The sequence below is a fragment of the Desulfolutivibrio sulfodismutans DSM 3696 genome (assembly GCF_013376455.1).
Lineage (GTDB): Bacteria > Desulfobacterota > Desulfovibrionia > Desulfovibrionales > Desulfovibrionaceae > Desulfolutivibrio > Desulfolutivibrio sulfodismutans.
Genome location: NZ_CP045504.1, coordinates 1,983,476 through 1,997,500, shown reverse-complemented (window position 1 = coordinate 1,997,500; position 14,025 = coordinate 1,983,476). Strand labels below are relative to the sequence as shown.

The 14,025-nt window shown below is 64.3% G+C and carries 12 protein-coding genes (1 of these 12 running past the window's edge); 9 read left to right on the top strand and 3 right to left on the bottom strand.

Features of this window, described 5'->3' with window-relative positions; translation table 11 throughout:
* A protein-coding gene (gene pabB, locus GD606_RS09475) for an aminodeoxychorismate synthase component I (protein ID WP_163302395.1) crosses the window boundary here: on the top strand, positions 1-594 show its final stretch. 1,257 nt of this gene lie to the left of the window's left edge; 594 of the gene's 1,851 nt are visible here — the last part of the coding sequence; its start codon lies beyond the left edge, outside the window; the stop codon is at positions 592-594.
* A gap of 74 nt (positions 595-668) precedes the next feature.
* On the opposite strand, the gene GD606_RS09470 is transcribed toward pabB, so the two are convergent.
* Entirely contained in the window at positions 669-1,313 is a 645-nt protein-coding gene (locus GD606_RS09470; protein WP_163302396.1) for a YkgJ family cysteine cluster protein, read from the bottom strand.
* Positions 1,314-1,652: 339 nt separating this feature from the next.
* Between GD606_RS09470 and dsrA the strand changes: the two genes are divergently transcribed.
* From dsrA to GD606_RS09440, 6 genes are all read left to right on the top strand, one after another.
* Positions 1,653-2,966, top strand: coding sequence for a dissimilatory-type sulfite reductase subunit alpha (gene dsrA / locus GD606_RS09465; RefSeq protein WP_163302397.1), 1,314 nt, complete (start codon positions 1,653-1,655; stop codon positions 2,964-2,966).
* A 15-nt stretch (positions 2,967-2,981) separates the two neighbouring features.
* Positions 2,982-4,142: a dissimilatory-type sulfite reductase subunit beta gene (gene dsrB / locus GD606_RS09460; RefSeq protein WP_163302398.1), complete on the top strand. Its 1,161-nt coding sequence runs from the start codon at positions 2,982-2,984 to the stop codon at positions 4,140-4,142.
* 61 nt (positions 4,143-4,203) lie between these two features.
* Complete coding sequence (locus GD606_RS09455; protein ID WP_163302399.1) at positions 4,204-4,431, top strand: dissimilatory sulfite reductase D family protein; 228 nt, start codon at positions 4,204-4,206, stop codon at positions 4,429-4,431.
* 67 nt (positions 4,432-4,498) lie between these two features.
* Positions 4,499-5,941: a cobyrinic acid a,c-diamide synthase CobB gene (locus GD606_RS09450; RefSeq protein WP_163302400.1), complete on the top strand. Its 1,443-nt coding sequence runs from the start codon at positions 4,499-4,501 to the stop codon at positions 5,939-5,941.
* On the top strand, positions 5,938-7,014 hold the full coding sequence (locus GD606_RS09445; RefSeq protein WP_163302401.1) for a hypothetical protein: 1,077 nt from the start codon (positions 5,938-5,940) through the stop codon (positions 7,012-7,014). Before GD606_RS09450 ends, GD606_RS09445 begins: the two co-directional genes overlap by 4 nt.
* Before the next feature lie 212 nt (positions 7,015-7,226).
* Positions 7,227-9,077 carry a sensor domain-containing diguanylate cyclase gene (locus GD606_RS09440; protein WP_163302402.1) on the top strand — a complete coding sequence of 617 codons (1,851 nt, stop codon included), beginning with the start codon at positions 7,227-7,229 and terminating at the stop codon, positions 9,075-9,077.
* A 32-nt stretch (positions 9,078-9,109) separates the two neighbouring features.
* Here GD606_RS09440 and GD606_RS09435 read toward each other — a convergent pair whose 3' ends face one another.
* Positions 9,110-9,880, bottom strand: coding sequence for a hypothetical protein (locus GD606_RS09435; RefSeq protein WP_163302403.1), 771 nt, complete (start codon positions 9,878-9,880; stop codon positions 9,110-9,112).
* 135 nt (positions 9,881-10,015) lie between these two features.
* Between GD606_RS09435 and GD606_RS09430 the strand changes: the two genes are divergently transcribed.
* On the top strand, positions 10,016-11,023 hold the full coding sequence (locus GD606_RS09430; protein WP_163302404.1) for an OmpA/MotB family protein: 1,008 nt from the start codon (positions 10,016-10,018) through the stop codon (positions 11,021-11,023).
* A 103-nt stretch (positions 11,024-11,126) separates the two neighbouring features.
* On the opposite strand, the gene GD606_RS09425 is transcribed toward GD606_RS09430, so the two are convergent.
* On the bottom strand, positions 11,127-13,604 hold the full coding sequence (locus GD606_RS09425; protein WP_163302405.1) for a glycogen/starch/alpha-glucan phosphorylase: 2,478 nt from the start codon (positions 13,602-13,604) through the stop codon (positions 11,127-11,129).
* Positions 13,605-13,795: 191 nt separating this feature from the next.
* On the opposite strand from GD606_RS09425, the gene GD606_RS09420 reads away from it, so the two are divergent.
* Positions 13,796-13,996: a hypothetical protein gene (locus tag GD606_RS09420; RefSeq protein WP_163302406.1), complete on the top strand. Its 201-nt coding sequence runs from the start codon at positions 13,796-13,798 to the stop codon at positions 13,994-13,996.
* Positions 13,997-14,025 lie beyond the last annotated feature (29 nt).

Genomic DNA, 14,025 nt, shown 5'->3' with positions numbered 1-14,025 from the left:
GCCCTGTTGCCAGGGCATCTGGCCCGCATGGGGGCCTCGGCCCGGATGCTCGGTTTCGTCTTCGACCCGGAGGCGGCGCGCCGGGCCCTGGAAGCCGTGCTGGAGGGGCGCGTGAATGGCCGGTTCCGGGTCCGGCTGCTCCTTGAGGCAAACGGCCGTTTCGAGGTTCAGGCCGTGCCGCTCGGGGAGTTTCCCCGGGTGGTGCGAGTGGGCCTGGCCCGCACGCCGGTGTCGTCCGGACAAATTCTCCTGCGTCACAAGACCGATTGGCGCGTTTTATACGAACAGGCCCGCCTGGAGCGGCCGGACTGCGACGACGTGCTGCTCATGAATGAAAAGGGGAGGATCACCGAGACCACCATCGCCAATGTGGCTGTGCTGCGCGGGAGAAGGCTCGTGACCCCGCCGCTGGCCGACGGGCTTTTGCCCGGCGTGTTCCGGGAGGAGCTTTTGCGGCGGGGGGAGATCGTCGAGGGAAGCATCGGCGTCGACGAGGTGCGGTCGGCGGGAACCGTGCGGCTTTTCAATTCGGTGCGCGGCTGGATGCGGGCCGAGCTGGCCGCCCCCCCGGAGTCCCAGGCCGGGGAATCCTGAGAAACGGGCGGCTGTTTTCGCAGGCGGGCCTGAAACGGCTCGGGCAGGGGCGATGCCAGGCAGGCAAGGTGTTTTTAGTCCGACATGGCGTTGGTCATGGCCCGTTTCCGTTCAAAGGGCATGATGACCTCGGCCAGCGGCCGACCAAAATACAACTCCAGTTCGTCCGGCGTAAGCGCCGCCTTCTCCACGCACAGCTCCCGGAAGGCGGCGTCGAAGCGCACCATCTCCGCAAGATCGGCCGCTGCGGCCGGGTCGTTCCGGGCGGCCAGGCAGAGGCGGATGGCCTCGCCCGCCGGGCAGCGCTCTTCGTGAATCTGCACAAGCTCCCATTGGGGACTCGCCAGGGGGATCAGGTCGCGGCGGGTCGCCCGGTCCTTCTGGTACATTTCCATGAGGGCCTGCGGCGCGGCGCAATAAAGCGCCCGGCACTCGGCGGGACTATGGTCATGGATCAAACAGTCCCCTGGTTCGCGAAAAAAAGGGCAAACCGGGCTTGCGCCAAAAGCGCGGATTCGGACCATTTCGCGGTGAAGCGTCACCAGCCGTCCGGTCACGTTGTCGCGCACGGTCTCGCCCTGGCGCAGCGTCACCAGCGCCGAATGCGGCACAACCCCGGAAACGGCCAGGGGGAGGTCTTCCAGGTGCAGCGCCGGGCCGCCCTTGCGGCAACAGAGGCCGCAGCGGCGGCAGGTGGGGGGAGGTGATGAACTTTTCAAAAGGGGTGTCTTCCCGGCAGGTTGGCGTTTCATGTGACATTTAGCACGGAACGAGTCCGGGCGGAACCGAAATTTTCTTTGCAACGATCTCAATTGGATGTTAGGTAACTCCCTGTCTGACTAGGGTATGCAAGGGGTTTCCTGTTGACAGATTGTCCAAGCATTCCTTACAGGTAAAACTCTTGTGCGGATTTTCACGTTTTCCCGTGTCGAGTACGAACACCCCCCGTGCCGGGGCATGTGTCTGGCAGGGGGCTGCGCCACGGCGGGAGGTCGTTCCCTTGGGCGCACGCGGTTCTTGGTAAAGGCGTAACTCTTCAAAACCACTGGAGGAAACAAATGGCGAAACACAAAACTCCCATGTTGGACCAACTCGAAAGCGGGCCATGGCCCAGCTTTGTGTCCGACATCAAGCAGGAGGCCGACAAGCGGGCGAAGAATCCGGCTGGGCTGGATTTCCAGATCCCGCAGGATTGCCCCGACGATCTGCTGGGCGTCCTTGAACTTGCCTACAAGGACAAGGAAACCCACTGGAAACACGGCGGCATCGTGGGCGTGTTCGGGTACGGCGGCGGCGTCATCGGCCGGTACTGCGACCAGCCCGAGAAGTTTCCGGGAGTGGCCCATTTCCACACCGTGCGCGTGAACCAGCCCGCGGGCAAGTACTACAAGACCGACTACCTGCGCGGCGTCATGGACATCTGGGACCTGCGCGGCTCGGGCCTGACCAACATGCACGGCTCCACGGGCGACATCGTGCTTTTGGGCACCACCACCCCGCAGTTGGAAGAAATCTTCCATGAGCTGACCCACACCCTCAACACCGACCTGGGCGGCTCCGGCAGCAACCTGCGCACCCCGGCCGACTGTCTGGGCAAGTCGCGCTGCGAATTCGCCTGCTACGACACCCAGGCCCTGTGCCACACCCTGACCAACGACTATCAGGACGAGCTGCACCGTCCGGCCTTCCCGTACAAGTTCAAGTTCAAGTTCGACGGCTGCCCCAACGGCTGCGTGGCCGCCATCGCCCGCTCCGACTTCTCGGTCATCGGCACCTGGAAGGACGACATCCGCATCGACCAGGATCGCGTGAAAGCGTACGTGGCCGGTGAGTTCAAGCCCAATGCCGGCGCCCACGCCGGTCGCGACTGGGGCAAGTTCGACATCGTGGCCGAGGTCGTGGACCGCTGCCCGACCAAGTGCATGAGCTACGCCGGTGGCAAGCTGTCCATCGACAACAGCAACTGCACCCGTTGCATGCACTGCCTCAACGTCATGCCTGCGGCCCTGAAGGTCGGGTTGGAGACCGGCGCCACGATCCTGTGCGGCGCCAAGGCCCCGATCCTGGACGGCGCCCAGATGGGCTCCATGCTCGTGCCGTTTATCCCGGTCGAAGAGCCCTACGACGAGATCAAGGAAGTCATCGAGAACATCTGGGATTGGTGGATGGAAGAAGGCAAGAACCGCGAGCGCCTGGGCGAGACCATGAAGCGCATGGGCTTCCAGAAGCTGCTTGAGGTCACCAACATCAAGGCCGTACCCCAGCACGTCAAGGAGCCCCGGTCCAACCCGTACATCTTCTTCAAGGAAGATGAAGTCCCGGGCGGCTGGAAGCACGATGAGAAGGGTTACCGCGAACGTCACATGAGATAAAGGGGGAATACCAGCATGGCATTCATTTCTTCCGGATACAATCCCAGCAAGCCGATGGAAGATCGTATCACCGACATCGGCCCGCGGAGTTTTGAGGATTTCTATCCTCCTGTCATCAAGAAAAACAAGGGCAAATGGGATTATCACGAGATCCTGAAACCCGGCATCCTGGTGCACGTGTCCGAGACCGGCGACAAGGTCTTCACCGTGCGCTGCGGCACTGCCCGGCTCATGACCGTGTCGCTCATCCGTGAAGCCTGTGACATCGCCGACAAGTACTGCGGCGGCCACCTGCGCTTCACCACCCGCAACAACATCGAGTTCATGGTCGACAACGAGAAGACCCTGAACGAGATGGTGGCCGACCTGTCCGGCCGCAAGTTCGCCGGCGGAAGCTTCAAGTTCCCCATCGGCGGCACGGGCGCCGGCATCTCCAACATCGTCCACACCCAGGGTTGGGTCCACTGCCACACCCCGGCCACCGACGCCTCCGGCCCGGTCAAGGCCGTCATGGACGAGATGTTCGAGTACTTCCAGTCCATGTCCCTGCCGGCCATGGTGCGCATCTCCCTGGCCTGCTGCCTGAACATGTGCGGCGCGGTGCACTGCTCCGACATCGGCATCGTCGGCATCCACCGCAAACCGCCCATCGTCGAGACCGAAATCCTCGACAACATCTGCGAGATCCCCTTGGCCGTGGCCGCCTGTCCCACCGGCGCCATCAAACCGTCCAAGCTTGAAGTGGAAGGCAAAAAGGTCAACTCGGTGGTGGTCAATCCCGAGCGGTGCATGTACTGCGGCAACTGCTACACCATGTGCCCGGCCATGCCCCTGGCCTCCGGACAGGGCGACGGCATCGTGCTCATGGTTGGCGGCAAGGTGTCCAACCGGATCTCCATGCCGAAGTTCTCCAAGGTTGTCGTGGCCTACATCCCCAACGAGCCGCCCCGCTGGCCGACCCTGACCAAGACCATCAAGCACATTGTCGAGGTCTACGCCAAGAACGCCAAGAAGTACGAGCGTCTGGGCGAGTGGGCCGAGCGCATCGGCTGGGAAAAGTTCTTCGAGGTCTGCGGCCTTGAGTTCTCCCACCACTGCATCGACGACTTCCGCGATCCGGCCTACTACACTTGGCGGCAGAGCACGCAGTTCAAGTTCACCAGCCACGTGGAATAAAGAAGCAACATCTCCGGGCGCGGGATCTTCCCGCGCCCGGAAAAAAAAAAGAGGCGACGCGATGGAAGCGGAAAAGCAAAAAGTCATTGAGTTCCTCGAAGGCAAGACCGGCAAATCGAAGTTTTATTTCACCGATCTGTGCAAGGTTTTCCCGGACATGAAACAGCGCGAGGTCAAAAAGATCCTCACTGCGCTGGTGCAGGACGGAAAACTCATGTACTGGTCCAGCGGCTCGACCACCATGTACGGTCTGGCCGGCGTGGGCAAGCAGGCCGCCGAGGAAGACTAGCGGACGCAGCGATCCTTTCCCGGATCGTTCCGCAGGTCGGCATTCCCGGCGATAACGCGCAGCACTCGTGAGCAACCGGCCGCGTCTGGTTCTGGCGGGACTTTCCGGGGGAGCCGGCAAGACCATCGTCACCCTCGGAGTCTGTCGGGCCCTGGCCCGACAGGGACTCACGGTACGCCCTTTCAAAAAGGGTCCGGATTATATTGATGCATCGTGGCTCGGCCTTGCGGCTGGCCGGGAAGCCTCGAATCTGGACCCTTTTCTTATGCCCCCGGAGCATGTCCGGGGTCTTTTTTTTGAAAAATCCGCAGGCTGCGACATCTCGGTCATCGAAGGCAACCGGGGCCTTTTCGACGGCAAGGACGTGCTCGGCTCCTGCTCCACGGCGGAACTGGCCAGACGCCTGGAGGCCCCCGTGGTCCTGGTCCTGGACGCCACCAAGATGACCCGCACCGCCGCAGCCATTGTGGCTGGCTGCGCAGCCTTTGAAAAAGGCCTGCATCTGGCCGGGGTGATCTGCAACCGCACCGCCGGCGAACGCCACCGCACCATCCTGCGCCAGACCATCGAACACTACACCGACGTGCCGGTCCTGGGCATGCTGCCCAAGATGCCGGAGAACCCCATCCCGGAACGGCACATGGGCCTTTTGTCCAACCGGGAGCATGCGGGGCATGCGGCCATCCTGGACACCGTGGCCGATTTCGTGGCCCACGGCGTGGATTTGCCGCGGCTTACGGCCCTGGCCCAGGCCGCCCCGGACATGGCCCCGCCTGCGCCGGGGGACATGCCGCTGTGGCCGACGCCGGTCCTGCGCGCCGGGGATGCCGTGCCCCCGCGCATCGGCGTGGTGCGCGATGCGGCCCTGTGGTTTTATTATCCGGAGAATCTGGAGGCCCTTCAGCGGGCCGGGGCGGAACTGGTCTTCGTCAGCCTGCTCACCCCGGACCCCTGGCCCGGGATCGACGGCCTGTACCTGGGCGGCGGCTTCCCCGAGACCATGGCCCGGGCCCTGGCCGACAACCGGGAGGGGCGTGAGCGGGTGCTGGGTTTTTCCCGGGCGGGCATGCCCATCTATGCCGAATGCGGGGGATTTATGTACCTGTGCCGGGATCTGCGGGTGGGAGACGAGTCCTTTCCCATGGCCGGGGTCTTTCCCCTGACCACCGCCCTGTGCCCCCGGCCCCAGGGGCTTGGCTATTCCACCGCTGCCGTGCGCCGAGAGAACCCTTTCCATCCCGTGGATTTTTCCCTTTCCGGCCATGAGTTCCACTATTCCCGGTGCCTGGCCTCCCTGGACGGCACGCCGCCTCCTGTTCCCGGTCCCGAATCCTTCTGCCTGGACATGCAGCGCGGCACGGGCATGCTGCACGGCCTGGACGGTCTGCTCGAAAACGCCACCTTTGCCGCCTACACCCACATCCATGCCCTGGGCGCACCCCACTGGGCCGGAAATTTCGTCGCCGCCGCCGCCAGGTACCGCGACTCCCGGCAAAACGCCGCCCCATGACCTCCCCGGCTGCCGCCTTGCCCGTCACCTTCCTGGTGGCCTCGCCCCACGGCGACCTGCCCTATGCCCCGGAACTGGCAGGCGTCCCGCTGGAAGGCTGCCCCTTGCAGACCACCTATGGGGAATATTTCGCGGGCCTGCGGGATTTCTGTATGGGTCCGGGACAGGCGGCGCTTTTTGAGGCGGCCGGGAGGGCGGCCGGGCGGCCGGTTGCGGCTACGGAGGTCACGGAACTGGTCATCAAGGCCCAAAAGCACGGCGCGCTCTACCACCCGGCCAGCATCGAGGTCCGGTTCCCGGGCGGGCAGGCCACGCTTGGGGCCAACGTGGCCGCAAGCCCCCACGGCTGGGCCGCCCTGGCCCGGGAACATACGGTTCTGGACCGTCTGTCCCGGGAGGTTCCCGAGGCCGGGCTTCCCCGCCCCCTGTGCTTTGATGAGGGCGACCGGCTGGACATCCTCCTGGTGGAGTGGTTTGCGGGCTTCCACGAATTCCATGCCGCTACGGGCGGGGGCATCGTGGTCTGGGACTTCGAAGGCGGCGGGATTGCCCCCCTTGGGCCGGAAAGGGCCGGGGAGGCCTACCGGCAGGCCGCGCGCATCCTGGCCCTGTGCCTGGAGGTGGAGAGCGGGGCGCGCATCTGGCCCTGGCGGCATGCAGCCGGGGATTTCGTGGTCAGACGCGACGAGAGCGGTCTGGAAACCCGACTCATCACGGCCAGGGGATATGGGCCGTCCGCCCTGGGCGGAGGTGAGCGGGGGCTTTTGCATTTTTTCCTGACCACCACGCTTTTCATGCGCCTGGACCGGCTGGACGGGGTGGGGGCGCGGGCGTTTTTGCCCGGGTGGTGTCTTGCGGCCGCCGTGGAGGGGATGCTGGACGCGCTCGGGCAGCGGCCGGGGATTCAAAAACACATCCCGGATTTTGCGGCGGCCCTGCGCCGCGTCACCCCGGACGACTGGCGGTCGCTCCTGACGACGGATGCCGATTTTTGTTCCGATCCCGATGCGCCATTTCTCATGGAGCATCTTTCCGGGCATCTCGTAGAGCTCTTCGACATCCTCTCTCGCTGATTTCAGAGTCCTGTGGGATATCTTTTGAGGTGGGGTGCATATGCTATGCACCCGTCTCAGCCTTCTTGACTTTCTCTGCTCAAAACATCACATACTGTATGAAAATAATACGATCTAGGAAGGAACCGATGCCATCGGCGTCACGAGGCTTTCTCCGCCATTTTATAATTCTGTATGCCGCGTTGCTGGTGTTCGTGATGGTCGGCGGGGGAATGTACCTTGCCATGTCCAACGCCTCGCAACGGGAGGCCATCGAAGCCAGGGAAGCGGCCCGCGTCAATCGGGAGGCCCAGATCCTGTCGTCGGTTCTGGCGGCCAGAGCGGCGGACGCCGCATTCCTGGCTGCCCGCATCACGGACGAACTCGATGCAAAAGACGTTTCGCGCCATGAACGTATCGAAAGCCTGTTATCGTCGTTTGCCGAAATCAAAAGCGGATATGTCCAGGTTCGATTTCTGGATGCCCAGGGCCGGGAGTCCGTCAGGGTGGACAACACGCCAGAAGGCCCGCGCCTCGCCCCGGACGATCAGCTTCAGGACAAGTCGCACACCGCCTATTTTCAGAAAGGGACGCTGTTGTCTTCCGGCTCGGTTGCCGTGTCTCGCTTTGACCTCAATGTGGAACGCGGCAAGGTGGAGATCCCCTTTCGTCCCGTGCTGCGGTTTTCCAGTCCGGTGCGCAGGGCGGATGGACGCTTTGCCGGGCTCGTGGTGCTCAACCTCAGCGGCGAGGTGATCCATGCCCGGTTGCGGCAGGCGGCCGTTGCAGCCCTCGGACGTCCTCTCCTGGTCAATGGGGATGGCTATTGGCTGCTGGGTCCGGCGCCGGAGATGGAATGGGGATTTCAGCTTGACGAACGCCGGGACATGACCGTCGAGTCGGCCTGGCCAGGGGCCTGGGGGCCTCTTCACAGCCAAAAGGGGGGGCAGTTTTTCCTGGATGGCGCCTTGTACACGTTCGATACCGTGCAGACCGATGGCGGAATCGGCGTCAAGACGACGGCGGTGATGGTTCCCGAAGAGGGCTGGAAGATCGTGGCCCGGGTGCCGCCCGAGCTTCTCGCGCCGCCACTGAACACGATATTTATCGTCTTGACCGCCGCACTGGTGCTCCTCTTTGGCATCCTGTCCTGGCTGTGGGCCGCGTCCAGGGCCAGGCGGGACAGCATCCAGGCCGAACTGGCGGACAGCGAGGCCAAGTTCCGGGCCATGAGCGAGGCCTCCCAGGACGCCCTGGTGATGACCGACGACCTGGGCCGGGTGGCCTTTTGGAACCGGGCGGCCGAGCGCATGTTCGGGGTCACCCGGCAGGATATGGAAGGTCGGCCCCTGCACGACGTGGTGGCCCCGCCCGGCGAACTGGACAAGGCCCGGGTCGGGTTGCGGGATTTCAAGCAGACGGGCGGCGGGGCGGTGATCAACGAGATCGGCGAATATGTGGCCCGGCGGGGGGATGGCGGCCTGTTCCCGGTGGAGCTGTCCGTGGCCGCGTTTCGCCGGGAGGACCGCTGGTGGGCCGTGGGCGCGGCCCGGGACATCAGCGAACGCAAACGGGCCGAGGAGGCCTTGCGCGAACTGGCCACCACCGACGGCCTGACGGGTCTTTTGAACCGCCGTCGTTTCATGGAGATGGGCGAGGCCGAGATCGAGCGCACCAAAAGGACCGGCAGGCCCGTGAGCCTGATCATGTTCGACGTGGATCACTTCAAAAAGGTCAACGACACCCGGGGGCATGACGTGGGCGATGTGGTGCTCGTCGCCCTGGCCCGCGCGGCGACGGGGGCCCTGCGCGCCGTGGACGTCCTGGGGCGGCTGGGCGGGGAGGAATTTGCCGCCATCCTGCCGGAAACCGGCCTGGAAGAGGCAGCGGCCGTGGCCGAACGCCTGCGCCGGGCCGTAGCCGATATGGGCCTGGCCCCAAACGGTGAGCCCCAGCCTGTGACCATTAGCCTTGGCGTGGTTTTGGGCCTGGGGGCGGAGACCCTGGACGACCTGCTTAAGCGCGCCGATACGGCCCTGTACCGGGCCAAGTCCGCCGGACGCGACCGGGTGGAGCGAGGCTGACGCGCCGCGTCCAAACGTTCGCCCAATCGCCCTCAATCCGCCATGAACGACCGGGCGATGCGGAACACATCCTCATAAGCATACTTGTTGCGAATCCCCAGGGCCATTTCCGTGGCCATGCGCATCTTGTGGCGGGTGGCCGCCAGGAGTTGGGTGCGCTGGGAGGCCAGCCGCCGTTCCAGAAAGGGTGGATCGAATCCATCGGCCAAGAGCGTCCAATTTTCCGTGAAATAGAGGGACCGGGCGTGCTTGAGCAGGGGCACGGCGGCGGCCTTGCCGTCGCGGCGGGCCGTGAGCGCGTAGTGCAAAAGGCGCAGGATCAGGTGCTCCGGGCGGGCGGCATGGTCCACGTCGGCAATGATGGCCGGGTCCAGTTCGCCGCGTTTGATGCGCTCGGGAAACTGGTTGGCCGTGTCCATGGCCTCGGCCTCGCGCACCGGGGGAAACGGGAACAGCGACAGCATGCCCACCAGGGTCTTGCGCGGATTCTCGTTCCTGGCCACGGACAAAAGGGTCACGGCGATGATCGTCAGCTTGCGGCCGGTGTCCCGCAAAAGGGCCTGTTCCTTGGCCAGGGCCAGACGACGCACGGTATCTTCGGGCAGCGGGGAAAACACGATGTCCAGTAGGTGCCGGATGAAGGGTTCGTTGGTGGCCGCCTGCTCCTCCTGGATGATCTTGACCCCTTTCTTGGCGTCCTGGATCTTTTTCAGAGACAGCCAGTAGGCCGCCAGGCCCGAGGCGGGCATCTCCAAAAGGTCCATCTCGCGCGGCGCAGGGGGGGGAACCGTTTTTTTTGCCATGGGCGTCCCGGGTGGTCTTTTTGCGATGAAGCGGCTATGGTCGCCGCGTGGCGTGAACCGGCAGGCGGACTATGCTCCGGAAACGATCCGGCATCAAGACCGGGCGGCGGCCGCCCGGGAGAGGGAGTACACGGTATGGGCAAAAAGAATCTCAAGATGCTGATGGTCGCCATCGTGCTCATTCCCATCGCCCTGACCGCCTACCTGGCCAAGACGCTCTACGAGCGACAGGGCGTGCCCCAGGCCGTGGAATCCCTGGCCAAGCAGCTTTTCAAGTCCAAGGAGGAGGAGCGCCAGGCCACCGAGCAGGTGCGGGAGCTGGAAAAAAAGACCGAGGAACTCAAGACCGCCTACGATTCGCTTTTGGCCGAGCTCCAGGGCGAGGTGGACTCCAAGGACGTGCGCATCCGCCGATTCCGGGAGAAAATCGAGATCAATTTCGTGGACAAGGTGCTGTTCGTGTCCGGCAGCGCCGAGATCACCCCCCGGGGGCAGTCCATCCTGGGCAAGGTCGGGCAGGTGCTGAAAAAGGTCAAGGACCGCCGGTTTTTCGTGGTCGGCCATACCGACGACGTGCCCATCCGCTCCTTCGTCTTTCCGTCCAACTGGGAGCTGTCCACGGCCCGGGCCTCCTCGGTCATCCGCTACGTGAGCGAGCGCCACGGGGTGGACCCGGCCCAGTTCACGGCCATGGGCCGGGCTTTCTACCAGCCCGTGGCCTCCAACGAGACCCCGGAAGGTCGCCAGGAAAACCGCCGGGTGGAGATCATCATCGCCGACCTGCCGCTTTTCGAGGTCGAGGGCGGCGAGATGCGCTCCCCGGCCTCGTCCCCGGACGGGAAGCCGTCGTCTGCGGAGCCGCTGGAGTCCACGGCCCCCCGGGAACGTGATCTGACCCTGCCCGAGGCCGACCTGCCCAAGGGACAGGCCCCTGCCGCGCCGTCCGCAGGTCCGGCGTCTGACGCTGCGCCTGCCACGCCGGACGTCCCGGCCGCCCCGGCTGCCGAGGCCACGCCCCCGGCCGCCGCGCCCGCGCCGGAGGCCGCGACGCCGCCAGCGGACACGCCAACGCCGCCGCAGGCCCCTGAGGCCCCGGCCACGCCTTCATTGCCGTCGCCGCCTCCGGCCGCGCCCGCGTCCTAGGCCCCTTCCCTTTTTCGCGTATGAAAAGGCCCCGTCGTCAGCGGCGGGGCCTTTTCATTCGTGCGGGGTTTTTCCTGCGCCGCCGCCTTGGCGTCAGCAGGCGTTATTTGGCGTCTTCTGGCGGCACGGGGTGGATGTCCCAGATTTCGCGGGCGTACTGCGCGATGGTCCGGTCGCTGGAGAAGACCCCCATGCGGGCGGTGTTCAAGATGGATTTGGCGGTCCAGGCCCGCGTGTCGGCGTAGTCCCGCAGCATGTCGTCCTTGGTCCGTACGTAGGCCATGAAATCCGCCAGATGCAGGTAGCGTTCGTTGGGGGACAGGAGCTTGTCGTGCAGCCAGTGGAACGCCCCGGGGTCGCCCGGGGTGAAGCGCCCGGCGGACAGGGCGTCGAGCACCCGGCGAATCTCGGGGTGCGCGGCGTGGTAGTCCCAGGGGTTGTAGGCCCCGCGCGACAGCATGTCCTCCACCTCGGGGGTGGTCAGGCCGAAGAGGTAGAAGTTTTCCGGGCCCACGGCCTGGCGTATTTCGATGTTGGCCCCGTCGAGGGTGCCCACGGTCAGCGCGCCGTTTAAGGAGAACTTCATGTTGCCGGTGCCCGAGGCCTCGGTCCCGGCCGTGGAGATCTGCTCGCTGATGTCGGCGGCGGGCACCAGCTTTTCAGCCACGGATACCCGGTAGTCGGCGGCGAAGACCACCTTGAGGAGGTCCGCCGCCCGCTTGTCGCGGTTGATGGTCTGGCCCACGGCCAAAATCAGCCGGATGATCTCCTTGGCCTCGAAGTATCCCGGCGCGGCCTTTCCGGCGAACACGTAGACCGCAGGCGACGGGGGAACGATCCCGTCCTCCACGATGCGCAGGTATTGCAGGATGATGCCCATGAGGTTGAGGAGTTGCCGCTTGTATTCGTGGATGCGCTTGGCCTGGATGTCGAAGGCAGCGTCGGGGGACACGGTGATGCCGGTGGTGGAGACGATGTAGTGGGCCAAAAGGGCCTTGTTGCCGCGTTTGACCTTGGCCACGGCGTCGGCGAAGGCCGGGTCGTCCGCCAGGGGTTCCAGGCCGCGCAACTGGTCCAGGTCGGTGACCCAACCCTCGCCCAGGGCGTCGGAAATCAGGGTGGCCAGGGAGGGGTTGGCCTTGTACAGCCACCGCCTGGGGGTGATCCCGTTGGTCTTGTTGTTGAATTTTTTCGGCCACAGGGCGTGGTAGTCGGGGAAAAGGCGCGTCTTGACCAGTTCCGAGTGCAGGGCCGACACCCCGTTGACCGAATGCGAACCCACCACGGCCAGATTGGCCATGCGCACCTGTTTGACCGGCGTCTCCTCGATGACCGACATGCGGCGCAGACGGTTCACGTCGCCGGGAAAGGTCAGTTCCACCTGCTGCAAAAAGCGCCGGTTGATCTCGTAGATGATCTGGAGATGGCGGGGCAGCACCTTCTGCATGAGCTCCACGGGCCACATCTCCAGCGATTCGGGCATGAGCGTGTGGTTGGTGAAGGCCAGGGTGCGGTTGGTCAGCTCCCAGGCCCGCTCCCAGGGCAGGCGGCGTTCGTCCACGAACACCCGCATGAGCTCGGCCACGGACAGGGCCGGGTGGGTGTCGTTGAGCTGGATGGCCACGTAGTTGGGAAATTCGTCGATATTTCTGTTCTGTTTGAGAAAACGCCGGGTGATGTCGCGGATGGAGCAGAACACCAGAAAATATTCCTGGACCAGGCGCAATTCGCGCCCGAAGGAGATGGATTCGCTGGGATACAGGATCTTGGAGACCAGCTCGGAGTAGACCTTTTGATGGATGGACTTGATGTAGTCGCCCTGGTCGAAGATCTGCATGTCGAAGCTTTCCGAGGCCTTGGCCGCAAAAAGACGCAAAAGGACCACGGTCTTGCCCCCGAACCCCACAATGGGGACGTCGTAGGGTACGCCCACGATGTCCTCCCAGTCCACCCAGGTGGGCAAGAAGGAACCGTCGGGGAAATAGTGGTCCTCCACCCGGCCGTATATGGGCACCAAAACGGCCTGATCCCGGCGCTCCAGTTGCAGGGGCATGCCGTCGGCCATCCAGTAGTCGGGCTTCTCCACCTGCCGTCCCTTCTCGATGACCTGCTTGAACAGCCCGTATTCGTAGTGGATGCCGTATCCGTAGCCGGGCAGGTGCATGGTGGCCAGGGAGTCCAGGAAACAGGCGGCCAGTCGGCCCAGGCCCCCGTTGCCCAGGGCCGGGTCACGTTCCAGTTCGCGCATTTCGTCAATGGTTACGCCGAGATCGGACAGGATCTTGTCGACATGCTCATCCAGACGCATGTTGCAGACGTTGTTGCCGATGCAGCGGCCCAGCAGATATTCGATGGACAGGTAATACATGCGCTTGGCCCCGGCGGCCCGGAACCGGGCCCGGGTTTCAAGCATCCGGTCCACCAGGCGGTCGCGCAGGGAGAGGGCCAGGGAGGTGGCCAGGCTGCGCGGCGCGCGTTCCTCGTAGGTCTTGCCCAGGGAATGGGCCAGGTGGTCAAGGATGGAGCCCTTGAGGGCTTTTTCCGTTGAGTCCTTTTGCGTGTGGCGCAGTCTGGGGGGCATGCGACCTCCGGGAGGAAATGGTGCGAGGGTGGATGTTACCTCTGGACGTTAGCAAAATGGTGTCGGGATTGTCCATTTTTCCGCATGGGAGATTTTGGCGTCTTTTTTTCGCCGCCCTAAAGAACAGGGGTCGATAAACCGATTGGAAGAGGCAAGTCAGCGTCATTCCCCGTCGCCGGGGGAGAGAGCCTATGGATATCGGAAGCGCACAGGGAACGGCCTCCATGGCCGCGTCCATGCAAAAAGACACCTTCGGGGCCCAACTCGTGACCAAGACTCTGGATTACATGAACCAGAACCAGAGCTCGGGCACGACCAACGCGGATTACGACTTCCAGACCAAGGTGCTGTCGGCGGCCGGCATCGGTGGCAACCTCAACATCAACGTCTAGCGCGCGCGGGGAATGACGCCCCTTTTCGG